Source organism: Streptomyces caniscabiei (assembly GCF_014930365.1).
Taxonomy (GTDB): Bacteria; Actinomycetota; Actinomycetes; order Streptomycetales; family Streptomycetaceae; genus Streptomyces; species Streptomyces caniscabiei.
The window spans coordinates 767571-789333 of the sequence record NZ_JABXWI010000002.1; the positions used below are offsets into that span (position 1 = coordinate 767571).

Annotated in this window: 26 protein-coding genes; 5 read left to right on the forward strand and 21 right to left on the reverse strand. The window is 72.5% G+C overall.

Annotated features, from left to right (window positions below):
* Window positions 1–18 precede the first annotated feature (18 nt).
* The 3 genes from HW837_RS07850 (at window position 19) to HW837_RS07860 (ending at window position 2673) form a co-directional block, all read left to right on the forward strand.
* Window positions 19–1512: a bifunctional phosphatase PAP2/diacylglycerol kinase family protein gene (locus HW837_RS07850; protein WP_045556601.1), complete on the forward strand. Its 1494-nt coding sequence runs from the start codon at window positions 19–21 to the stop codon at window positions 1510–1512.
* Between the two features lie 125 nt (window positions 1513–1637).
* A complete protein-coding gene (locus HW837_RS07855) occupies window positions 1638–2459 on the forward strand; it encodes a class I SAM-dependent methyltransferase (RefSeq protein ID WP_045556600.1) in 822 nt (273 codons plus the stop codon).
* A 43-nt stretch (window positions 2460–2502) separates the two neighbouring features.
* The gene (locus tag HW837_RS07860) at window positions 2503–2673 is read left to right on the forward strand and encodes a hypothetical protein (RefSeq protein WP_045556599.1); all 171 of its coding nucleotides are present in this window, start codon (window positions 2503–2505) and stop codon (window positions 2671–2673) included.
* A gap of 2 nt (window positions 2674–2675) precedes the next feature.
* Here the strand turns inward: HW837_RS07860 and HW837_RS07865 are convergent, their stop codons facing one another.
* The 13 genes from HW837_RS07865 to HW837_RS07925 all read right to left on the reverse strand — a co-directional run bounded on the left by HW837_RS07865 (window position 2676) and on the right by HW837_RS07925 (window position 12335).
* Window positions 2676–2957, reverse strand: coding sequence for a gas vesicle protein K (locus HW837_RS07865; protein WP_045556598.1), 282 nt, complete (start codon window positions 2955–2957; stop codon window positions 2676–2678).
* Window positions 2954–3142: a gas vesicle protein gene (locus tag HW837_RS07870; protein ID WP_045556597.1), complete on the reverse strand. Its 189-nt coding sequence runs from the start codon at window positions 3140–3142 to the stop codon at window positions 2954–2956. The genes HW837_RS07865 and HW837_RS07870 overlap by 4 nt, the downstream gene beginning before the upstream one ends.
* Entirely contained in the window at window positions 3139–3915 is a 777-nt protein-coding gene (locus HW837_RS07875; RefSeq protein WP_045556596.1) for a GvpL/GvpF family gas vesicle protein, read from the reverse strand. Before HW837_RS07875 ends, HW837_RS07870 begins: the two co-directional genes overlap by 4 nt.
* Window positions 3912–4277, reverse strand: coding sequence for a gas vesicle protein (locus HW837_RS07880; RefSeq protein WP_045556595.1), 366 nt, complete (start codon window positions 4275–4277; stop codon window positions 3912–3914). Before HW837_RS07880 ends, HW837_RS07875 begins: the two co-directional genes overlap by 4 nt.
* Window positions 4274–5563 (reverse strand): SRPBCC family protein, encoded by a 1290-nt coding sequence (locus HW837_RS07885; RefSeq protein WP_193379866.1) that lies wholly within the window; start codon window positions 5561–5563, stop codon window positions 4274–4276. The genes HW837_RS07880 and HW837_RS07885 overlap by 4 nt, the downstream gene beginning before the upstream one ends.
* Window positions 5556–6131 (reverse strand): hypothetical protein, encoded by a 576-nt coding sequence (locus tag HW837_RS07890; RefSeq protein ID WP_045556593.1) that lies wholly within the window; start codon window positions 6129–6131, stop codon window positions 5556–5558. The genes HW837_RS07885 and HW837_RS07890 overlap by 8 nt, the downstream gene beginning before the upstream one ends.
* Entirely contained in the window at window positions 6131–6391 is a 261-nt protein-coding gene (locus tag HW837_RS07895) for a gas vesicle protein GvpG (RefSeq protein WP_045556592.1), read from the reverse strand. Before HW837_RS07895 ends, HW837_RS07890 begins: the two co-directional genes overlap by 1 nt.
* A 31-nt stretch (window positions 6392–6422) precedes the next feature.
* Complete coding sequence (locus tag HW837_RS07900; RefSeq protein ID WP_045556591.1) at window positions 6423–7172, reverse strand: GvpL/GvpF family gas vesicle protein; 750 nt, start codon at window positions 7170–7172, stop codon at window positions 6423–6425.
* Window positions 7169–7594 carry a gas vesicle structural protein GvpA gene (locus tag HW837_RS07905; RefSeq protein WP_045556590.1) on the reverse strand — a complete coding sequence of 142 codons (426 nt, stop codon included), beginning with the start codon at window positions 7592–7594 and terminating at the stop codon, window positions 7169–7171. The genes HW837_RS07900 and HW837_RS07905 overlap by 4 nt, the downstream gene beginning before the upstream one ends.
* A gap of 57 nt (window positions 7595–7651) precedes the next feature.
* Window positions 7652–8020: a gas vesicle protein GvpO gene (locus HW837_RS07910; protein WP_078853377.1), complete on the reverse strand. Its 369-nt coding sequence runs from the start codon at window positions 8018–8020 to the stop codon at window positions 7652–7654.
* A 52-nt stretch (window positions 8021–8072) separates the two neighbouring features.
* Window positions 8073–8996: a non-homologous end-joining DNA ligase gene (gene ligD, locus HW837_RS07915; protein ID WP_045556588.1), complete on the reverse strand. Its 924-nt coding sequence runs from the start codon at window positions 8994–8996 to the stop codon at window positions 8073–8075.
* A 73-nt stretch (window positions 8997–9069) separates the two neighbouring features.
* The gene (locus HW837_RS07920) at window positions 9070–10917 is read right to left on the reverse strand and encodes a transketolase (protein ID WP_045556587.1); all 1848 of its coding nucleotides are present in this window, start codon (window positions 10915–10917) and stop codon (window positions 9070–9072) included.
* The gene (locus HW837_RS07925; protein WP_256255046.1) at window positions 10914–12335 is read right to left on the reverse strand and encodes an NAD(P)/FAD-dependent oxidoreductase; all 1422 of its coding nucleotides are present in this window, start codon (window positions 12333–12335) and stop codon (window positions 10914–10916) included. Before HW837_RS07925 ends, HW837_RS07920 begins: the two co-directional genes overlap by 4 nt.
* Window positions 12336–12503: 168 nt before the next feature.
* Between HW837_RS07925 and HW837_RS07930 the strand changes: the two genes are divergently transcribed.
* Window positions 12504–13469, forward strand: a complete 966-nt coding sequence (locus HW837_RS07930) for an LLM class F420-dependent oxidoreductase (protein WP_045556586.1) — start codon at window positions 12504–12506, stop codon at window positions 13467–13469.
* Window positions 13470–13628: 159 nt separating this feature from the next.
* Here the strand turns inward: HW837_RS07930 and HW837_RS07935 are convergent, their stop codons facing one another.
* Window positions 13629–14123, reverse strand: a complete 495-nt coding sequence (locus HW837_RS07935) for a phage holin family protein (protein WP_193379865.1) — start codon at window positions 14121–14123, stop codon at window positions 13629–13631.
* 76 nt (window positions 14124–14199) lie between these two features.
* Between HW837_RS07935 and HW837_RS07940 the strand changes: the two genes are divergently transcribed.
* A complete protein-coding gene (locus tag HW837_RS07940; protein ID WP_045556584.1) occupies window positions 14200–14553 on the forward strand; it encodes a VOC family protein in 354 nt (117 codons plus the stop codon).
* A gap of 3 nt (window positions 14554–14556) precedes the next feature.
* Here HW837_RS07940 and HW837_RS07945 read toward each other — a convergent pair whose 3' ends face one another.
* The 7 genes from HW837_RS07945 to HW837_RS07975 all read right to left on the reverse strand — a co-directional run bounded on the left by HW837_RS07945 (window position 14557) and on the right by HW837_RS07975 (window position 21655).
* Window positions 14557–15453: an arginase family protein gene (locus HW837_RS07945; RefSeq protein ID WP_193379864.1), complete on the reverse strand. Its 897-nt coding sequence runs from the start codon at window positions 15451–15453 to the stop codon at window positions 14557–14559.
* 46 nt (window positions 15454–15499) lie between these two features.
* Window positions 15500–16096, reverse strand: a complete 597-nt coding sequence (locus HW837_RS07950) for a GNAT family N-acetyltransferase (RefSeq protein ID WP_045556896.1) — start codon at window positions 16094–16096, stop codon at window positions 15500–15502.
* 26 nt (window positions 16097–16122) lie between these two features.
* Window positions 16123–16371, reverse strand: coding sequence for a lipopolysaccharide assembly protein LapA domain-containing protein (locus HW837_RS07955; protein WP_045556582.1), 249 nt, complete (start codon window positions 16369–16371; stop codon window positions 16123–16125).
* Between the two features lie 121 nt (window positions 16372–16492).
* The gene (locus tag HW837_RS07960; RefSeq protein ID WP_045556895.1) at window positions 16493–17422 is read right to left on the reverse strand and encodes a S66 peptidase family protein; all 930 of its coding nucleotides are present in this window, start codon (window positions 17420–17422) and stop codon (window positions 16493–16495) included.
* A gap of 23 nt (window positions 17423–17445) precedes the next feature.
* Entirely contained in the window at window positions 17446–19470 is a 2025-nt protein-coding gene (locus HW837_RS07965; protein WP_045556581.1) for an LpqB family beta-propeller domain-containing protein, read from the reverse strand.
* A gap of 27 nt (window positions 19471–19497) precedes the next feature.
* Entirely contained in the window at window positions 19498–20829 is a 1332-nt protein-coding gene (locus HW837_RS07970; protein WP_193379863.1) for a M20/M25/M40 family metallo-hydrolase, read from the reverse strand.
* Window positions 20822–21655: a M55 family metallopeptidase gene (locus tag HW837_RS07975; RefSeq protein ID WP_045556579.1), complete on the reverse strand. Its 834-nt coding sequence runs from the start codon at window positions 21653–21655 to the stop codon at window positions 20822–20824. Before HW837_RS07975 ends, HW837_RS07970 begins: the two co-directional genes overlap by 8 nt.
* Window positions 21656–21763 lie beyond the last annotated feature (108 nt).

Below are 21763 nucleotides of genomic sequence, written 5' to 3' on the forward strand. Positions count from 1 at the left end.
TGGGGTACCCGTGGACACATGACCCCAGACGTCGACCTCACCGTCCGCCCCCCGGGCCACCACATCCTCCGCGACCGTTTCCTCGCCGCGGACAGCCGGCTGTTCAACGCGGTCGCGACCCGCGACTGGCCCGGTGCGCATCCCTTCCTGCCGAAGCTGAGCCGCGCCGCGAACCACGGGGTGCTGTGGTTCGCCACGGCGGCGGCGATCGCGGCGACCCGCAGCCCGCGGGCCCGCCGGGCGGCCGTCCGGGGCGTCGCCTCGCTCGCACTCGCCTCGGCGACCATCAACACCCTCGGCAAGCGCTCGATCCGCCGCCCCCGCCCGGTCCTGGACAACGTGCCGCTGACCCGTCAGCTGAAGCGGCAGCCGATCACCACCTCGTTCCCCTCGGGCCACTCCGCCTCGGCCGCCGCCTTCGCCGCCGGTGTCGCCCTGGAGTCGCGCGGCTGGGGCGCCGCCGTCGCCCCGCTGGCCACCGCCGTGGCGCTCTCCCGGGTGTACACGGGCGTGCACTTCCCGAGCGACGTCCTGGTGGGCGCCGCCCTGGGCGTGGGCGCCGCCTACGCCGTACGCGGCATCGTGCCGACCCGCGACCAGCTGCCCCCGCCCGGCCGCCCCTACGTGGACGCGCCCGCGCTGCCGGACGGCGACGGACTGGTCGTGGTCGCCAACCGGGCCTCCGGCACGTCGGACCGGGTGCGCGCCCTGCGGGACGTGCTGCCGGGGGCCGAGACCGTGGAGTGCGAGCCGGAGGACGTGCGCGCCGAGCTGGAGAAGGCCGCCACCCGCGCCCGGGTGCTCGGCGTGTGCGGCGGCGACGGCACGGTGAACGCCGCCGCCGAGGTGGCCCTGCGCCACGGCCTCCCCCTCGCCGTCCTGCCCGGCGGCACGCTCAACCACTTCGCCTACGACCTCGGCGTGGAGGACGTGCGCGACCTGGGCCGGGCGGTGCGCCAGGGCGAGGCCGTCCGGGTGGACCTCGGTCACTTCACCACCGGCGACACGGAGGGGCACTTCGTCAACACCTTCAGCCTCGGCGTCTACCCCGAGCTGGTGCGGGAGCGCGAGCGCTGGGAGAAGGTGGTCGGCGGCTGGCCCGCGGGCGTCGTCGCGGCCCTGCGGGTGCTGCGCTCCGACCGGCATCCGCTCCAGGCCACCTTCGAGGGCCGGCCCCGCCCGATCTGGCTGCTCTTCGCGGGCAACGGCACCTACCACCGGCTGGGCCTCGCCCCCGCCCGGCGTTTCGACCTGGCCGACGGCCTGCTGGACGTCCGTGTCGTGCACGGCGGCCGCCGCCCGGCCCTGCGGCTGCTGGCGGCGGCCCTCGCGGGCCCGCTGACCCGGACCCCGGCCCACGCCGCGGTCCGGGTACGGCGGCTCCGGGTGGACGGCATCGCACCGGGCACCCTCCTCGCGTACGACGGCGAAGTCGCCGAGGTGCAGGGGGATCTGACGCTCCGGAAGCTTCCGGAGGCGCTCACGGTGTACCGGCCCGTACAGATGAGCTGACCCACCCCGCCGCCGACGCGGGCGTGTCCACAATTCAAGACGGCGGTCTCACCATTCGGCATGGTCGTTGTACGGTTCGGGGACGGACCCGCGGTCGTCGCGGTCCTCGGGGAAGGGGAACGGCCATGCCCGAAGCACAGGAGACCGCCGTCTACACGCATGGACACCACGAGTCGGTGCTGCGCTCGCACACCTGGCGCACGGCCGCCAACTCGGCGGCCTACCTCCTCGGTTCGCTGAAGCCCCACATGAAGGTCCTGGACATCGGCTGCGGGCCGGGCACCATCACCGCGGACCTGGCCGCCCTGGTACCGGACGGCCATGTCACCGGCGTCGACCACGCGCCCGGCATCCTGGACCAGGCCCGGGCCACGGCCGCCGAACGCGGCCTGACGAACACGGACTTCGCCGTCGCTGACGTCCACGCCCTGGACTTCCCCGACGACACCTTCTGTGTGGTCCACGCGCACCAGGTGCTCCAGCACGTCGGCGACCCGGTGCAGGCCCTGCGCGAGATGCGCCGGGTGACCAGGCCGGGCGGGATCGTCGCCGTCCGCGACTCGGACTACGCCGCGATGACCTGGTTCCCGGAGTCGGCGGGCATGGACGACTGGCTGGACCTGTACCGCCGGGTGGCCCGGGCCAACGGCGGTGAGCCCGACGCGGGGCGCCGGCTGAAGTCCTGGGCGCTGCGCGCCGGGCTCACCGACATCACGGCCACCTCCGCCACCTGGACCTACACCACGCCGGAGGAGCGGGCCTGGTGGAGCGGCCTGTGGGCGGACCGGACGGTGGCCTCGGCCTATGCCGAAAGGGCCACCGAGAACGGTCACGCCACGGCCGGGCAATTGCGGGCGATCGCGGAGTCCTGGCGGGAATGGGGACGTCAGGAGGACGGCTGGTTCGCCGTTCTGCACGGAGAAATTCTCTGCCGCAAGGCGGCCTGAAAGCGGGAATTCGGGAAACACGGACCATCAGGAGGTTCGCATCATGGTTCCCATCCTGCTGGTACTGCTTCTGGTGCTCATTCTCTTCGGCGCCGGATTCGCGGTGAAAATTCTCTGGTACATCGCATTGGCCGTCCTGGTGCTGTGGCTCCTCGGCTTCCTGGTGCGCGGCACGTCCGCCTCCGGAGGAAGGAGCCGCTGGTACAGGTGGTGACGTCACTCCCGCGGTAGCAACGGTCCGAGCGGCCCGAGGTCCAGATTCAGGTCCTCGGGCCGCAGGCCGTAGCGCTCGCGGAGTTCGGTCATCCGGTCGTCCAGCAGCATCAGCGTGAGCCCGATGCGCTCCTCCTGGTCCTCCGAGAGCTCTCCGGTGTCGAAGCGGCGCAGCGCCTGCCGCTCCATGAGCTGACGGAGCAGCTCGACGACGGTCAGGACCAGCTTGACCAGGTCCCTCTCGACGGTGTCGGGCTCCAGTTCGAGACGGTTGCGGCCGCTCACTCGGTTCCTCCCCAGGGTGACGGGACCTGTGCGTTCACGGAGCTGATCAGCGCGTTCAGATCGATGCGGACGAGGTCCACGTCGGCGATGCGCAGGGTGAGGTCCCCGGTGATGACGACCCCGCCTGCCAGCAGCCGGTCGAGGAGGTCGACGAGGGCGACCTCACGGCGTTCGATCACGGTCACGGGCTTTCCTCCCCGGCCCCGGTCGTCTCCCCGCTGAAGGAATAAACGGCCCACGGCCCGGTGAGTTCCACCCGCAATCCCGGTTCCTCGCCTTTCGTGCGGTCCACCAGTTCCACGAATTCCTCGGAATGCGCGCGCGGCACCAAATAGGCCGCGTTGAGCACATTGCGCCCGGGGGCACCGGAGAGCGCGGAATTCTGCGGGGCGTGCAGCCGGGTGTCCTCGGCGAATTCCGCGAGCGTCTCGTGCAGTCGGCGGGCGAACCGGTCGGCGTTCTCCCACATCTCCTCGTGGGCCCGGTGGCTCCGCCGCCGCTGCCGAAGGTAGTCGCGCCCGCTGGAGACCTTCGCGGGCGCCTGGGACGGCTCCCGCTCCTCGGACTCCGCGTAGACCTTGACGCCCCACTCCACCCGGCCCGCGAGCCGCTCCAGGGTGCGCCGGAAGCCCTCCTCACGGGCCTCCAGCATGACCCGTACGCCGCTGTCGTCACGGAAGACGGTGCCGAGCCTGAGCGGCAGCGGGGTGGTGACGACGGTGAGGGCGTCGATCACGCTCTGGTGGGCACGGGCCGTCTCGGTCAGCCAGTCCAGGTCCTCCAGATGGGCGCGGAGCGGTTGCTCGGCGAAGTCGCGCTCCGGCACCTCGCTGACCACGGCGATCAGATCGTGGTGGCGCAGCTGCCGGGGCGGCGCGCCCGCGACCCCTTTGAGCTGGGACTGGAGCGCCGCGTCGAAGGGGCGGCAGACGGCGTACACATACCGCAGTCCGGTCATGAGGGCTCCTCTCTGGCGCGGCCGCGCTCGATGGCCGGCTCCGGCTCCCGCCGGTACCCGCCGTCGTCCAGCTCCGCGAGCCGGGCGCGCAACTCGGCGTTCTCACGGGAGAGTTCGTCACGGCGGGCGTTGGACGACAGCGCCGGGTCGGTCTCCCACCAGTCGATCCCCATCTCCTTGGCCTTGTCGACGGAGGCGACGATCAGGCGCAGCTTGATGGTGAGCAGTTCGATGTCGAGCAGGTTGATGCGGATGTCACCCGCGATCACCAGACCCTTGTCGAGGACTCGCTCCAGGATGTCGGCCAGGTTGGCACTCCCGTTCTGCCCGTACGGCTCGGGGACTCGGCTCGGGAACGTCATCGGCGACTCCCGCCCACGGCGGCCCGCTCCTCGTCCTCATCCTCGTACGGTTCCTCCTCGATGTCCTCCCCGGCGTCGTCCTCGGCCTCGGGGACGTCCTCGTACTCGCCCTCGGGTACCTCGTCCGGGTCCTCCAGGTCGCCTTCCTCGTCCTCGTCGGCGTACTCTTCGCCCTCGTCGGCGGCCTCGGCCTCGTCGTCCGGCTCGTCGGAGTCGACCGGCTCCTCGTCCGGCTCGTCCTCCTCCTCGTACTCGCCCTCGGCCTCGTCGTCCTCCGGTGCCTCGTCCTCCGGTGCCTCGTCCTCCGGTGCCTCGTCCTCCGGTGCCTCGTCCTCGGACAGCTCGCCCTCGGCCTCGTCGTCCCGCTCCTCGTCCTCCCGCTCCTCCTCGGCGAGGGCGTCCTCGTGGCTGACGACGACCTCGCCGTCGCGGATCTCACCGCGCCAGCCGTCCTCGGCCTCGCCCCTGAGCGTGATGAAGCGGGCGAAGTTCTTGAGATCGAGCCGGGCCCGGCGGCCCTGGGCGCGCCAGATGTTGCCGGTCTTCTCGAACAGGCCCTTCGGGTAGTACTCGATGACGAGCAGCACCCGGGTGAGGTCGTCGGCGAGGGCGTGGAAGGTGACAGCTCCCTTGGTGGTGCCCTTGGCTCCCTCGGACGTCCAGGTGATCCGCTGGTCGGGCACCTGCTCGGTGGTGTGGGCCTTCCAGCTCCGGTTGGACCAGAAGACCTTCATCTGCCAGTCCGAGTGGGTGTCGTCGGCCTGGTTGGCGCTCTTCACGCCCTTGGCGAAGGTGCTGAAGCTCTGGAACTGGGTCCACTGGTCGTACGCGGTCCGCACCGGCACCCCGACGTCGACGGACTCCATGATCACGGTGGGCTTGTTGCCCGAGCCGCCCTTGCGTTTGCCCTTGCCGCCGCCGAGGTTCTTGAGCGCGCCGAGCACGTTGTCCTTGGCCCGGCCGGCGCCCACCTCCAGGGCGGTGCGCAGCGGCCCCTTGCCCTCGGCGAGCTTGCGGCCGCCGTCGAGGGCCAGCTTGGCGAAGCCGGGGCTGTTGCCCTCGGCGATGTCGTTGAGCTTGCCGGTCGTCTCGCCGAGTTTGCGGCCCGCGCCGACGAGCAGCCGCTGGGCCTGCGCGGCCAGGTACTCCCGCGCCTCGGCCTTGAGATGGTCGACCGCTTCGCTGTGGGCGACGTCGGCGAGCGGGTTGCTGCTCGTCGCGTCCTTCGCCCGGTCCGCGGCCCCGCCGGTCGCACGGCCGGCCGTCGATCCGAGGGTCTCAGTCATCGCCGCCGCCTCCCTTCGTGGTCGACCGCGTGGCCTTGCGCGCGGTCTTCCTGGCCGGCGCGGTCTTCTTCGCCGAAGCCGTCTTCTTCGCCGGGGCGGTCTTCCTGGCCGCCGTCTTCTTCGCCGGGGCGGTCTTCTTGGCCGGGGCCTTCTTCGCCGCCTGCCCGCGCGTCGACCGCCGCGGCTCCTCGGACGCGTCGTGGCCGGACTCCGGCTCCTCGTCCTCGTCGCGCCCCGGCACCTCCGGTGTCACCCCGGCGAGCCGGTCGCGCACCTGCGAGGTACGCCCGTGCAGCCGCCCGGCGAGCCCTTCGATCTGCCGCTCCACCAGCGCTCCGGTGGCCGCCTTGCCCGCGCCCCGCAGGTCCTCGCGGAGCTGGTCCCCCAACTCCTTGAACTGCGGGTTGTTCTGCAGTTGCTGCGACACCAGGTCGGCGAGCGCGCGGGGGCTCAGGTGCATCCGCTTGCCGGCCACCATGGTGCCGACGGCGAACGCCAGTTTCATCTTCTTGGTACGTCCGAGGACGTACCCGGCCCCTACGGCGAGGCCCAGTCCTATGCGATTCATCATGCCGTCCCGTTGCCGGTTCCTGTGCTTCTCTGCGTGCTGATCTCCAGCCGGTCGAGAAGCTCGTCCTCCAGGCGGTCGAACTCCTCCTCATCGATCTCGCCCGCTTCGAGCCGCTGCTCGAGGCGGGCGAGTTCGGCGCGGACGGCCGCCGGGTCGTAGTACTGGCGCTCGGCCTCGGTGAGTACCTGTCTCACCGTCCAGAGGCTGCCGCGTACCGGTGCGAACGGCAGCAGCAGCACCTCGGTGATCAGTCCCATGCACTCGCCTCCTCGGCCGTCATGTGCTGTGTCAGTGCGTCGTCTCGGCGGGCTGCGCGGGCCCCGGCTCGACGAAGCTGTACGGGGGCAGCGGTCCGTTCACCCGCACCTCGATGTGCGGATGGCTCTTGCGGACCGCGTCCACGGCTTCGAGGAAGCCCGCGGCCGACTGCCGGTCCACGAGGAACGACAGATTGGCCAGCCAGCCGGTCGACTCGGGGCCCGCGCTGACGGCCTCGGCGGCCGGCTCCAGCGCCTGCCGCAACTCCGTCGCGTCGTCGGCCTCCCGGGCCTGCACGGCGGCGACGACCATCTCGCCGAGCCGCAGCCGGTCCTCGTAAGTGCCGCCGCCCGCCTGCCGGTTGGCCTCGGTCATGGCCCGCAGCTCGGGGTTCTCCCCCATCACGCGGTGCAGCACGGCCTCTTCGTCGTGGCTGGCCTTCACGTTGTACTCGACCTTGCCGTCGAGGGCGCCGAGCCGTTCCCTGTAGTGCTCCGCGCGTTCCGCGAGCACCCCGGTGACGGACGCGTCGTCGGGGGCGACGCTGCCGAACCGCATGGGCAGCAGCGGGCCGCCCGCGCCCGCCTCGCTCAGGACGTTCTGGTGGGCGAGCAGGTCCTTGCGCTTGGGGCGCAGCCCCTCGGGGGCCTCACTGACGATCGCCGCCAGCTCTCCCTCCTTGAGGATGCGCACCGGGCGGGCGGGGTCGCCCACCCCGCCCATGCCCTCGGGGAGGCCGGGGTGCGAGCCGGCGGTGATGCCGTAGACGTACGTGCTCACTCCTGTTCCTCCTTCTTGCGCGAGCTCGTGGTCCTACGGGCGCGCGGGCGCGACTCGGACTGGCTCTCCTCGCGGGACTGCTTGAACGCGTCGGAGATCGTCTCGGCGGCGCCGGACAGCGCCCCCTTGGACTTGCCGCGCGCGCCGGACTCCGTCATCTCACCGACGAGATCCGGCAGGCCGGGGTTCTTGCGCGGCCCGGCCTCCAGGTCGAGCCGGTTGCACGCCTCGGCGAAGCGCAGATAGGTGTCGACGCTGGCGACGACGACACGGACGTCGATCTTCAGGATCTCGATGCCGACCAGGGAGACTCGTATGAAGGCGTCGATGACGAGCCCCCTGTCGAGAATGAGTTCCAGGACGTCGTACAGGCCGCTGCTGCCGCCTCCGCCGCCGGACTGCTGTGCCGGGACTACGGTCATGCCGGCCGATCCTCCTTCTCTGTGGATGCTGGGGGGATGGTGGGAACGGAAAGTCGTCTAACGGCGGTGCGGATCGGCCCGCCCGCGTTCGTAACGGCGGACGCGCCGATAGCCGGTGAGCTCGCCCCGCGGGTCGAGTTCCACCCGATAGCTCGCGAGCAGGCTCATCGTGTCGGGGACCCGGGCGATCTCCAGGACCTCGACCTCCAACGTCCAGCCGTCCTCGCTCTGCTCGAACGACGACACGGACTCGGGCGCCATGCCGGTCAGCTCGGCGAGCTGGGTCCGCGCATGACGCAGCACCTGCATGGGGCTGGGTCGCTCGTCCGCCGATTCCCTCACCTCTTCGGTTTCATCCGATTCGGGCTTAGATTCGTGCTTTTCGCGTGAATTCTGTGTTTTTGATGTGTTTGATGTGTTCGACATGGCCACCTCGAACACCGAGTGGCCCCCCGGCCGTTGGCCAAACCTTTCGGTGTCAGCCGCGCAGCGCCGCGAGCCTGCGCCGCGCGGGGCCGAGCGCCCGGCCCCGGGCGGGCGCCCCCGCCCAGGGATCGGTGCGGGCCTGGTCGACGGCGTCCGCCAGGGTCCAGCGGCGGGCGTCGACGGCGGGGTCGTCGAGCTGTTCCCAGGTCAGAGGCGTGGCCACGGGCGCCCCGGGGCGGGCGCGCACGGTGTAGGGGGCGACGGCGGTCTGGGCGTAGGCGTTGCGCTGGATGTCGAGGTACAGCCGGTCGCCCCGGTCCTTCTTGCGCGGCTCGACGGTGAGCCGCTCGGGACGGGCGCGGACGAGTTCCTCGGCGATCTCCCGGGCGAAGCCGCGCACCGAGTCGAAGTCGTCGTGCCCGTTCAGCGGTACGACGACATGGACGCCCCTGGAGCCGGTGGTCATCGGCACGGACGGCAGTTTCAGCCGGTCGAGCAGGTCCCGTACGTCCCGGGCCGCCTCCCGGACCTGGGCGAAGTCGTCCACCGCCGGGTCGAGGTCGAGGACCAGCCGGTCGGGCCGGTCGACGTCGCCGGTCCGGGAGAGCCAGCGGTGCAGGGTGAGACAGGCCTGGTCGGCGAGGTGGACGAGGGTGGCGGCGTCGTCGCAGACCGGGTGGAGGACCGTGCCGCCCTCCTTGCGCACCTCGACGCGCTCGATCCACTCCGGGTAGTGCTCGGGGGTGTTCTTCTGCATGAACATGGGCCCGTCGAGCCCGTCGGGGTGCCGTTCCAGCATCAGCGGGCGCCCGCGCAGATGCGGCAGCATGAACGGCGCGACGGCCCGGTGGTAGGCGACGAGGTCGCCCTTGGTGTACTCCTTGCCGCCGTCGCCGTCCGCGGGGAACAGCACCTTGTCCGGCCGGTGGATCTCGACGGTACGGCGGCCGACCCTCATCGTGTGCGTGTCCCCCATCGCCTGCTCCTCTCCGGATCGCGATCGTTCAGGGCTCTCAGCGCGCTCAGGGCTTTCAGTGCGCTCAGGGCTTTCAGGGCGTGATCGCGTGCTCCACCAGCAGCCGTCCGGCCACCGCGATCGCCTCCGCGTCGATGCCCGCCTCGCGCAGCTGCTCCTCGGGGGAGGCCGAGCCCGGCATCGTCCGGACCGCCAGGCGCACCAGGCGGGGCACCGGGCGGCCGTCGAGGAAGGCGTCGAGGACCGCGTCGCCGAGACCGCCCTCCTCGTGGTGGTCCTCGACGGTGAGGATGCAGCCGGTGCGTTCGGCGGCCTCCCGCAGGGTGCGGCGGTCGACGGGCTTGACCGAGTAGAGGTCGATCACCCGGACCTGGATGCCCTCCCGGTCCAGTGCCTCGGCGGCCTTGAGGGCCTCGTGGACGGTGACCCCGGCCGCGACGACCGTCAGCCGGTCGGTGTCCGAGGCCCGCAGCACCTTGCTGCCGCCGACCGGGAACTCCTCGGTCGGGCTGTAGAGGACGGGCGACGCGCCCCTGGACGTCCGCAGATAGCGGATGCCCTCCAGGCCGGCCATGGTGCCGACGAGCTTGGCGGTCTGGTTGGCGTCGCACGGGTACAGCACGGTCGAGCCGTGCACCGAGCGCATCATCGCCAGGTCCTCCAGGCCCATCTGGGAGGGCCCGTCCTGGCCGATGGCGACTCCCGCGTGGGAGCCGACGAGGTTGATGCCGGCCCCGCTGACCGACGCCATGCGGACGAAGTCGTGGGCGCGGCTGAGGAACGCCGCGAAGGTGGCGGCGTACGGCACCCAGCCGCGCGCCGCGAGGCCCACCGAGGCGGCCACCAGCTGCTGTTCGGCGATGTAGCACTCGAAGTAGCGGTCGGGGTGCTCCTTGGCGAAGAACTCCGAGCGGGTGGAGTCGCCGACCTCGCCGTCGAGGGCGACGATGTCACCGCGGGCGGAGCCGAGCGCGGTGAGGGCCTGCCCGTAGGCGTCCCGGGTGGCGACCTCGTCACCGGTCTCGTGGCGCGGCAGTTCCAGGTGTCCGGTGCGTACGGCGTGCAGCATCCGGGCGGCAGGCGGCTGGCGGACCTCGACGCGGAGGTCGCGTACGCCGCCGAGTTCCGCGATCGCGTCGTCGGCGTCCTTGAGCGGCTTGCCGTGCAGGCCCTCGCGGTCCTCGACGGCCTCGACGCCCTTGCCCTTGAGGGTGCGGGCGAGGATCACGGTGGGCTGGCCCTTGGTGGACTCGGCCTCGCCGTAGGCCCGGTCGACGGCGTCCACGTCGTGTCCGTCGATCTCGATGGTGTGCCAGCCGAAGGCCGCGAAGCGGCGGGCGTAGGCGTCCAGGTCGTGCCCGTGCCGGGTGGGCCCGCGCTGACCGAGCCGGTTGACGTCGACGATCGCCGTCAGATTGTCCAGATGCTCGTACGCGGCGTGCTCGGCGGCCTCCCACACCGAGCCCTCGGCCAGCTCGCTGTCGCCGCACAGCACCCACACCCGGTAGCCGGTGCGGTCCAGCCGCTTCCCGGCCAGGGCGATGCCGACGCCGACGGGCAGTCCCTGGCCGAGCGACCCGGTGGCCGTCTCCACCCACGGCAGCCGCCGCGGCGTGGGGTGCCCCTCCAGCCGGCTGCCCAGCTTCCGGTAGGTCATCAGCTCGGTCTCGCTGATCGCGCCCGCCGCCTTGTACGCGGAGTACAGCAGCGGCGAGGCGTGTCCCTTGGACAGGACGAAGCGGTCGTTGCCCGGGTGCTGGGGCCGGTCGAAGTCGTACCGCAGGTGCCCCGCGAGGAGCACCGCCATCAGCTCGGCGGCCGACATGGACGACGTCGGATGCCCGGAGCCCGCGGCGTCCGAGACGCGCACGCTGTCGACCCTCAACTGCTGTGCCAGCTCGTTCATGTGACGGCTGTTCATGACTCTCCTCCGGAACCCTCGGCGGGCTTTGGCGGGTCTTCGGACACCGTGCCGAGCTTGCGGCCCGGTGATGCGGTCGGCGGCTTCCCGGCGCCCGCCGTCGCCCTCTCCGGCGCGCCCGGCATCCTGGCCAGCTCCGGCGAGGCCGTGTCCAGGGGGACCGACCAGGACCGTACGAGGCCCAACTGGACGGCCTGGCGGGGCAGTACGGCGTCGAGGAGCCAGTCGGCGGCGACCCGGACGCGGTTGCCGGGCATGGCGGCGAGGTGATAGCCGCGGGTGACGGCTCCGGCGGCGAGGCCGGACAGCGGCACACCGAGCGGGTTGGCGGCGGCCTTGACCCCGCCGAGGTCCACGACGAAGCCGAGGTCGCTGTGGCGGTACGGCTCGGGCTCGCCCCGGCCGAGGGAGGCGGCGACGTTGTACGCGGCCACCTTGCCCTGCCGCCAGGCGTGTTGGGCGGTCATCGGGGTGTACTGGCCGGGCTTGGTGAGATCGGGCACGGCGGCCGCGTCGCCGCAGGCGAACACCCCGGGCCGGCCCGGCACCTGCAACGTGGGCTCGACGAGCAGCCGGCCGCGTTCCATCGGCAGCCCGAGGGACTCGGCGAGCGGGTCGGGCCGTACGCCCACGCACCACACGAGGGTGCGGGTGTCGACGAACTCCCCGTCGCTCAGCAGCACTCCGTTCGGTGTGGCCTCCTTCACGGAGGTCCCCATCCGTACGTCGACGCCTCGCTGCCGCAGCACCTTGTCGGCGGTCCGCGACAGCTTCTCGTCCATCTCGGGCAGCACCCGGTCCGCGATGTCGAGCAGGATCCAGCGCGGCCGCATGCCCTCCCGCAACGGCTGCTTGCGGACCAGCGCGTCGGTGAACATCTGGCCGTGCGCGGCGACCTCGGTCCCGGTGTACCCGGCGCCGACCACCACGAAGGTGCACCGCGCGTCGCAGCTCTTGGGGTCCTCGCTGCCCGCGGCCAGCTCCACCTGCCGGGTGACGTGGTCCCTCAGGTACAGCGCCTCGGGCAGCCCCCGGAAGCCGTGGGCGTGCTCGGCGACGCCCGGGATGGGCAGCAGCTTGTTGACGCTGCCGGCGGCGAGGACCAGCCGGTCGTAGGTGAGGGTGCCGACGCCGCCCTCGGGGTCCGAATAGCGCACGGTGCGCTCGTCGAGGTCGATGTCGTCGGCCTCGCCCAGCACCAGCCGCACATGGGGCAGGGTGCCGGTGAGGGAGACGGTGACCCTGCGTGGTTCCAGGATGCCCGCGGCGACCTGGGGCAGCAGGGGGAGATACAGAAAGTAGTCGGTCGGGTTGAGCAGGGTGATGTCGGCCTTGTTCCGGGTCAGCCGCGCGAGGGTGCGGGCCGTCCGGTAGCCGGCGAAACCGGCACCGACGATCACGATGCGGGGTCGACTCACGGTGCGCCTCCGGCGTGGTCGCGTGCGTACGAACCTTCCGCGTCCCCCTGGTCAACGGGCCCAAACCGGCGGGTCACCCGATCGTGCGCGGGTTTCCGCCGTGATCCCCGGGTACTCGGACCACGTCCCGGTCCCGCCCCGATCGCACCTGTCGCGGAGGTAGTCCCCATGCCCGAGTACGGATACTTCCTGGCGACCGAGGAGTTCGGTCCCGCCGAGCTGATCGAGCAGGCGAGGATGGCCGAGCAAGCCGGATTCGACTGTCTGTGGATCTCGGACCACTTCCACCCGTGGAACGACGCCCAGGGCCAGAGCCCCTTCGTATGGTCGGTGATCGGCGCGCTCTCCGAGGCCGTGTCGCTTCCGATCGAGACGGCGGTGACCTGTCCGACCGTCCGGATCCACCCGGCGGTCGTCGCGCAGGCCGCGGCGACGAGTTCGGTGATGACCGGCGGTCGTTTCCGGCTCGGCATCGGCTCGGGCGAGGCGCTCAACGAGCATGTCCTCGGCACCCGTTGGCCCCCGGCGGACGTCCGTCTGGAGATGCTGGAGGAGTCGGTCCAGGTGATGCGGCGCCTGTTCACCGGCGAGGAGGTCACCCACCGCGGCACGCACTTCACGGTGGAGAACGCCCGCCTCTACACGCTCCCCGAGGCGCCCGTCCCCATCGACATCTCCGGTTTCGGCCCCAAGGCCACCGCCCTCGCCGCCCGCGTCGGCGACGGTTTCATCACCATGAGCCCCGACGAGGAGCTGGTGACCCAGTACCGCAAGGGCGGCGGGGGCGCGAACCCCGTCAGCGGCGGTACGAAGGTGTGCTGGGGCCCCGACCGGGACGCCGCCGTGCGGCTCGTCCGCCACCTCTGGTCGAACCAGCTGCTGCCGGGCGAGATGGGGCAGATCCTGCCCACGCCCCGCCACTTCGAGCAGTTGGAGCCGCTGGTGACCGAGCAGATGGTGGGCGAGAACACGGTCTGCGGCGACGACGTCGACGAACACGTCGCCGAGCTGACCGCCTTCGCCGACGCGGGCTTCGACCGCGTCTACGTCAGCCAGATCGGCCCCGACCAGCGCGGCTTCTTCGACTTCTACCGCACGAAGGTGCTGCCGCGACTCCAGCGGGGTCCTCGCTGACCCGCACCGCCCCCGGATTCTCGGCCCAGATGGTGTTTCCCTCTCCCCATCGTCTGGGCCGAGTGCACGTCCGCCGCACGGACCGCCGGCCGCGGCGCACCGGAATCGGGGCCCGGACGTCGATGACGTCCGGGCCCCGATTCCTTCTGTTTCCTCCGCTCACCGCTGCCGGTGGCGCGGGTCCTCGGGGTCGACGCCGACCGGGGGCGGCGCGCCGGTCGCACCGCCGGGTGCGACGGGCGGCACCGGCGGATAGCCGGCCGGGCCGGTCCCGCCCGGGGGCGTCCCGGGCGCCGTACCGCCGACGACCCGGTCACGACCCGCCGCGAGGTCGCCCTCGTGCTCGGCCGTCGGCCGGGACGCCGAGGGCCGCGCCGCGCTCCTCAGCACGTACGCCGCCACGCCGAGCACCACGGCCGTGATGAGCGCCGCGGCCCAGTCCGGCAGGCCGAGCGACAGGGCCAGCCCGAGGGCCAGCGCGAGGGCGGCACCCGCGTACAGGGCGAGCGCCCCGGACGCGGCGTACAGCGCCGCCTTGCGGCGCTGCTTGCGGGTCTGCTGCCGCAGCTCGTCGCGGATGGTCTCGCGGGCCACCAGCGCCAGCTCGTCGACCAGGTGCTTGTCCAGATGTTCGAGATGATTCAAGCGGTCCATCGCCTCCGGGTACCCGTGCCCCCGCCCGCGTAACGCGGCATGCGCCCGGGGCGGATCCCCAACTAGGCTCTGCTCCATGGAGATTCTCGGCACCACGCTCCGCATCTGCGTCGACGACCTGGAAGCCGCGGTCCCGTTCTACGAGAGACTCTCGGGCGGGCCGGCCATGCGCTTCGAACGCGGCGGCGTCCAGGTGGCCGCCGTCGGCTGCTTCCTGCTGATGAGTGGACCCGAGTCGGAGCTGGAGGTCCTGCGGAAGGTGGCCGCGACCATCGCGGTCGAGGACGTCGACGAGGCGAACCGGGTCCTCACCGCCTCCGGCGCCCAGGTGCTGGCCGGCCCCATCCCCACGCCCGTCGGCCGCAACCTGATCGCCGTCCACCCCGACGGCTCGGTCTACGAGTACGCGGACCGCCGGACGGTGGGGTGAGCGTCAGGGGGCGAACGCGGCCACGACGAGGTCCGTGAGCAGCGCGCCCGCCGTGCCGTCGGGGTCCAGATCGGGGTCGTAGATGGTGACGTTGAGGCCCACGCAGTGCGGTGAGCGGACCAACGGGCGCAGCAGCGCGGTCAGTTCGTCGGGCAGGAGCCCGTCGGGGTCGGGGCTGTCGACGGCGGGCATGACGGACGGGTCGAGGACGTCGGCGTCCAGGTGCACCCAGAACCCGGCCAGTTCGGGTGTCTCGAAGCTCAGCGCGGTGACCCGGGCGAGATCGTCCGCGCCCCAGGTGCGCAGCTCGCCGACGGTCACGACGGGGATCTTCAGGGCGGCCAGCTCGGCGCGCTCGTCCTCGAACGCGTCCCGGATGCCGAAGAGCCGTACGTCCTCGTCGCGCAGATAGGGCCCGAGGCCCTCCAGGTCGGTCAGGTCCGGCTGTCCGCGCCCGGTGGCGAGCGCCAGCTCCTCACCGCCGGCCGCGCCGACCCGGTCGGAGTTCCCCGGATGCCGGAAGTCGGCGGAGGCGTCGACGGCGACCAGCCCGTACCGCCCGATCCGCCGCAGCGCGAGCGAGGCGCCGAGCTGGATCGAACAGTCCCCGCCGAGGACGACGGGCAGCTCACCGGCCCGGACGTGCCGCTCGATCCGGTCGGCGAGCCTACGGGTGTACGAGGCGATCGCGCCGGCGTTGAAGACGCCGTCGCCCTCCTGCCAGTCGCCCCGGTCGTAGCGCGGCGGCACCACCACCCCGCCCTCCAGCGCGCCGAGGCGCCGCACGATGCCCTGTTCCCGCAGGGCGCCGGCGAGCTTGTGGCAGCCGGGCACGGTCCCCGGGGCGGGCGGCCGCAGGCCGAGATTGGAGGGGGCGTCCACGACGACGATGTTCCGCATGGGTCCCATCCTGAGCGACGGCGCCGTCCGCCGGGACGGGAACGGATCATTCCGGGAGACGGCCCCCGGGCGGCTCCGGGAGACGGCCCCCGCCCGGGACCGGGCGCTCCATCTCCGTGGTCAGCGCCCACCGCTGGTGGTCCCGCCAGGCCCCGTCGATGAACAGGAAGTCCGGCGAGAAGCCCTCCAGCCGGAAGCCGCACCGCCGGGCGAGGGCGATGGAGGCGGCGTTCCCGGGCTGCACGTTGATCTCCAGCCGGTGCAGCCCCATGAAGGTGAACGCGTACTCGACCACCAGTGCGAGCCCCTCCCCCATCAGGCCGCGTCCGGCGGCGTGGGCGAAGGCCCCGTAGCCGAGGGCGCCGCTCTGGAAGCCGCCCTCCACGATGTTGTTGATGTTGATGAATCCGGCGATGCCCCCGCCGTCCTTCTCGCACACCAGGAACCCGGCCTTGGTCGGATCCTCGATGAGCCGTCCCGCGTACGCGGCGTACGCCGCGGGTGTGGCCGGGGGAAACAGCCACGGCCGGTGCAGCTCCGCGCTCTCCCGCACCCGTGCGACGAACTCGGGGCCGTCCCCGGGTGTGAAGCGGCGGATCGCGACGCGGGGGCCTTCGATGAGATGACGAACGTTCTCGGACACCCCGCCACGGTACGTCGGAGCGGGTGTCACCTGCGCCGTCTCATGAAGTACGCCCCGCACACCGCTCCGACCAGGCCCGTCCCGAGGAGAGCCAGCCACAGGGGCATGGTGACCTCGGAGACCAGCAGCTGGATGTCGGTGCTCTGGGTGTTCTGGAACACGAAGACGAGCGCGAGGACGGCGAGCAGACCCACGAGGACCCTGCCGGGGGTCAGCGTCTCGCTCCACCGCTTCCGCCCATGCGTCCCGACTCGTGCCGATGTCTTCGGGCTCATGTCTCCAGGATGACGCGATCGCCCGGGATGCGCCCGGTGGGAGACACCCCGGCGGAAAGACACCCAGGCGGGGAGAAGCCCCGGCCGGGCGACACCGGGCGGCCGGCCGGGGAGCTGGCCCTCAGAGCAGGGCCGGCTCGTCCAGTGTCAGCGTCCCCGCCTCCGCGTCCAGCTCCGCCGTCACCCCGAAGGGGATCGTCAGCGCCCCTTCCCCGTGGCCGAATCCGAACTCCTCCACCATCGGCACCCCGACCCCGCCGAGCCGGTCGACGAGCAGCGCCCGCACCTTCTCGTACGGCTCGCACTCCGCCCAGGAGCCGAGGACGACGCCGGCGACCCCGTCCAGCCAGCCCGCGCGCAGGAGCTGGGTGAGGTAGCGGTCGAGGCGGTAGGTCTCCTCGCCGACGTCCTCCAGGCAGAGCAGGCCGCCCCGGGCCGAGCGCCGGGCGTGCGGGTTGCCCAGCTCGGCCGCGAGCAGACAGAGGCAGCCACCGAGGAGGACCCCCCGCGCACGGCCCGGCACCAGGGCGGCGCTTCCCTCGGCGGCCCGGATCGTGCGCACCGTCTCGGGGGAGAACAGCGTGGCCCGCAGATGCTCCTGGGCCCGGCTGTTCTTGAGGAAGTCGACGCCCGCGGCCATGGGCCCGTGCAGGGTGACAAGACCGGCCCTGGTGGCGAAGGCCTCGTGCAGGGCGGTGATGTCACTGAACCCGACGAGCGCCTTGGGGCCCGCCGCCCGGATCGCGTCCCAGTCGAGCAGGTCGACCATCCGCTGCACGCCGTACCCGCCGCGGGCGCACAGCACGGCGGACACCGACGGGTCGCACCAGGCGTTCTGGAAGTCGGCGGCGCGGTCGGCGTCCGTGCCCGCTAGATAGGGGAACCCGGGGTGCCGGTCCAGTGTGTGGGGCGCCACGACGGGATCGAGGTCCCAGCCGCGCAGCAGGTCCAGCCCGGCGCTGAGCCGCTCCTCGACGACCGGTCCGCTGGGCGCGACGACGGCCACCCGCGCGCCGGGCACGAGGCGGGCGGGTCTGGTCAGGGGGGTCACGAACGTCACAGGTGTCACGGGTGTCACTTTGCGAGCTCCAGAGTAGGGATACCCGGAGGATTCAACCCGAAGACCCGGGCGTACAGCGAAAGCTCCGCCTCCAGGACCCGCACCATCGTCTCCGCCCGCCGGAAGCCGTGCCCCTCCCCCTCGAAGGCGAGATAGGCGTGCGGCACCCGCCCGTCGAGCCTGGCCAGGAACCGCTCGCACTGCGCGGGCGGGCAGATCACGTCGTCGAGGCCCTGGAGCAGCAGGAACGGCGCGGTGATCCGGTCGGCGTGCTCGGTGGGCGACCGCTCCGCGTACCGCATCGGCTCCTCGGCCGACGGCCCGATCAGGCTCTCCAGGTACCTGGACTCGAAGTCGTGCGTTTCCCCCGGCCCCCAGTGCTCGAGGTCGAGGACGGGATACAGGATCGTTCCGCAGGCGTACACGTCGGTCGAGGTCAGGGACACGGCGGCCGTCCAGCCGCCCGCGCTGCCGCCCCTGATGGCGAGCCTGGTCCGGTCGGCGGTGCCCTCGTCGGCGAGGGCGAGCGCCACGGCCGCGCAGTCCTCCACGTCGACGACGCCCCACTGCTCGCGCAGCCGGTTGCGGTACTCCCGTCCGTAGCCGGTGGACCCTCCGTAGTTGACCTCGGCGACGCCGATGCCGCGTGAGGTGAAGTAGGCGATCGCGAGGTCGAGGACCAGCGGCGCGCGGCTGGTGGGCCCGCCGTGCGCCCAGACGACGTAGGGCGGCAGCTCGGTGCTGAAGGCGACGGCGCCGGGGTTGTGCGGCGGGTAGACGTGGGCGTGGATCTCGCGCCCGGCGGGGCCGAGGAAGCTGCGGATCTGGGGTTCGGGGTAGTGGGAGGGGTCCACCGGGTCGTCGTGCGCGGCGCCGATCACCCGGGCGTCGCCGGTGGCGGCGTCCAGCTCGACCACCTCGTACGCGCTGCGGGGGCTGGCCCCGATGCCGAGGATCCGGCCGCCGTGCACGGCGAGCGAGGGGGCGAACTCGGTCCACGGTCCGGCCGCGTCCACGACCTGGCCGGTCTCCAGGTCCAGGACACCGAGCGCGGTGGCGCCGCGCCCGTGGATCACGGCGACGAGCCCGTCGTCCAGCAGCGCGAACCAGCTCCAGCCGACCTTCCACAGCGGGCCGCCGAACTCCTCCTCGCGGGCGCAGAGGGCCGTGCGGCCGCCGCCGTCGGGGTCGAGGCGGCCGGGCTCGGTGTGGTCGGGACCGGCGTGGTCGGGGTCGAGGCGGTAGAGGTTCCAGTAGCCGGTGGTGTCGCTGGAGTACACGAGGGTGCCGTCGGCGGCCCAGTCGACCTGGGCGACCGACTCCTCCGGGCCGCCCGCGACGGACCGGGGCGCGCCGAACCGGCCGTCCTCGGTCACCTCGGCGACCAGCAGCGACGTGCCGTCCCACGGCATCCTGGGGTGGTCCCAGGCGAGCCAGGCGGCACGGCGGCCGTCCGGCGAGAGACGGGGGCAGGTGACGAACCGCCTGCTGTCGTCGGTCAGCGCCCGCACGGCGCCGCGGTCCTCGGCCGCCGAGCCGTCCAGCGGCACCGCGGCGACGACCCGCCGCACGTCGGTGGGCCCCTCGCCGGTGAACTCCTCCAGGACGCACCACACCTCGTCCCGCTCCGGGTGCGGCCGCGGATCCACCCAGCGCAGTCCGCCGCCGACCGGCGACACCGGGGTGAGCGGACGGGGCTCACCGCCGGGCTCGAAGCCGTAGAGGCGCTGGTCGGCGTGGTTCACGAAGACCACGAAGGGGCCGCCGTCCCGGGGGACCGCGGTCCAGGGCTGTCCGCCGTACTCCATGACCCGGCTGCGCACGTTCCACGGGGCCGGCAGGACCGACTCCTCCGTGCCGTCGGCCGTGCGCCGCACCAGGGTGCGTCTGCCGGCCTCGGTGGGCCGGGGCTCCGTCCACCAGGCCTCGTCGCCGACGAAGCCGACGAACTCGGGATGCCCGTCGTGCGCGGCGGCCAGCGCCGCGTCGATCGGCGAGGGCCACGAACCGTACGCCAGGGTCTGCACCTTGTCCCCCATGTCCCTTCGTCCCCCGAGTCCCATCGGTCAGGCCGTCCGCAGGAAGCGGTCCAGCACACGGACGCCGAAGTGGAGCGCCTCCACGGGGACGCGCTCGTCGACGCCGTGGAAGAGCGCCGCGTAGTCGAAGCCCTCGGGGAGCTTCAGCGGCGAGAAGCCGTAGCCGGTGATGCCGAGGCGCGAGAACTGCTTGGCGTCCGTGCCGCCCGGCATGCAGTACGGCACCACGTGCCCCTCGGGCGCGAACTCCTCGACGGCGGCCCGCATCCGCGCGTACGTGACCGAGTCCACCGGCGCCTGGAGGGCCACCTCCCGGTGCTCGTACTCCCAGTCCACGTCCGGTCCGGTGAGCCGGTCGAGGGTCTCCCGGAACTCGTCCTCACCGCCGGGCAGATACCGTCCGTCCACGCGGGCGACGGCCTCCCCCGGGATCACGTTGATCTTGTAGCCGGCGTCCAGCATGGTCGGGTTGGCGCTGTTGCGGACGGTCGCCTCGACCAGGGCCGCGGCCGGGCCGAGCTTGTCGAGCAGCCGGTCGACGCCGCCGTGGTCGCCGAGGTCGGCCTCGACGCCGTACAGCTCGGCGAGTGCGGTGAGGGCCGCGCGGACGGTCGGCGTGAGCCGCAGGGGCCACTCGTGCGCGCCGATCCGGGCGACGGCCGCCGCGAGGCGGGTCACCGCGTTGGCCCGGTTCACCTTGGAGCCGTGGCCGGCCCGGCCGCGCGCGGTGAGCTTCAGCCAGCCGGTGCCGCGCTCACCCGCCGCGATCGGATAGATCTGGCGGCCACCGCCGTCGTGGAAGGTGAAGGCCCCCGACTCGCTGATGCCCTCGGTGCAGCCCTCGAAGAGACCGGCGTGCCGGTCGGCGAGGAAGCCGGAGCCGTCCTCGGCGCTCGCCTCCTCGTCGGCGGTGAACGCGATCACGAGGTCCCGGCGGGGGCGTACGCCGGTGCGCGCCCACTGCCGCACGACGGCCAGGATCATCGCGTCCATGTTCTTCATGTCGACCGCGCCCCGGCCCCAGACCACGCCGTCGCGGATCTCCCCGGAGAAGGGGTGCACGCTCCAGTCCGCGGCCTGGGCGGGCACGACGTCCAGATGACCGTGGACGAGCAGGGCGTCCGCCGACGGGTCGGTGCCCTCGATCCGCGCCACCACGTTGGTGCGGCCCGCGGTGCGCTCCAGCAGCGTGGGCTCCACGCCGGCCTCGGCCAGCAGCGCGGCGGCGTACTCGGCGGCCGGCCGCTCCCGGCAGTCCCCGCCGCCGCGGTTGGTGGTGTCGATCCGGATGAGGTCGGAGGTGAACCGGACCACCTCGTCCAGCGCCCGCTGGTCCACGGGTGCCGTCTGCTCAGCCATATGTCTCCTCCACCGCGGCCGAGACGATCGTGGTGACCGCCTTGAAGGTGCGGATTCCCTCGTACATGGTCGGGCTGGTGTACGCGACCTTGCGTTCACCGGTACGGACCACTCCGGGCACCACGGTCGCGGCCATCGCCAGGTGCTCGGCGTCGAACTCCAGCGCCACGGTGAAGGGGCCGCCCCTGACCGGTGCGTGCCGTACGGCGAGAGCCGCGGCCTCCTTCGCCGCCGCGCGGATGTCGGCGGCCGTTCTGGCCGGGGTGCGGCACACCGCCGCATACCGCGAGACATGGTCCTTGACCGCGACTTTGAGCGCCTCGGGCGCATAGCCCAGGGCGTCCTCGCACGCCACGTCGTCGCCGGTCACCAGCACCACCGGTACCCCGTACTCGGCCACGACATGCGAGTTGAGCAGCCCTTCGCTCGCCCGCTCGTCGTTCACCCACACCCCGGTGATCGAGTTCGCCAGGTAGGTGTGGGCGAGGACGCCCTCCATCCCGGCGCCCGCGTGGTAGCCGACGAACGCGATGCCGTCCACGTCCCCGTGCTGGACGCCCTCCACCATGGACAGCGCCTTGTGCCGCCCGGTCAGCATCTGCGCGCGCTCGTCCAGCTCCTCCAGCAGCAGGTTGCGCATGGTCCAGTGCGCCTCGTTGATCAGCACCTCGTCGGCCCCGCCGTCGAGGAACCCGAGCACGGCGGCGTTCACGTCCGAGGTGAACATCGAGCGGCACCGCTCCCACTGCGGTGTCCCCGGCAGGACGTCGGCCGGCCAGGTGACACCGGTGGCGCCCTCCATGTCGGCGCTGATGAGGATCTTCATGCTGCTTCACGTTACGCGGCGGCGCGGGAACTTCATACGAGCCGGAGAAGGAGGGTCGAACCCACTTTTCTCGGGCTCCGAGCAGATCCGACGCGCTGCACGCCTCGT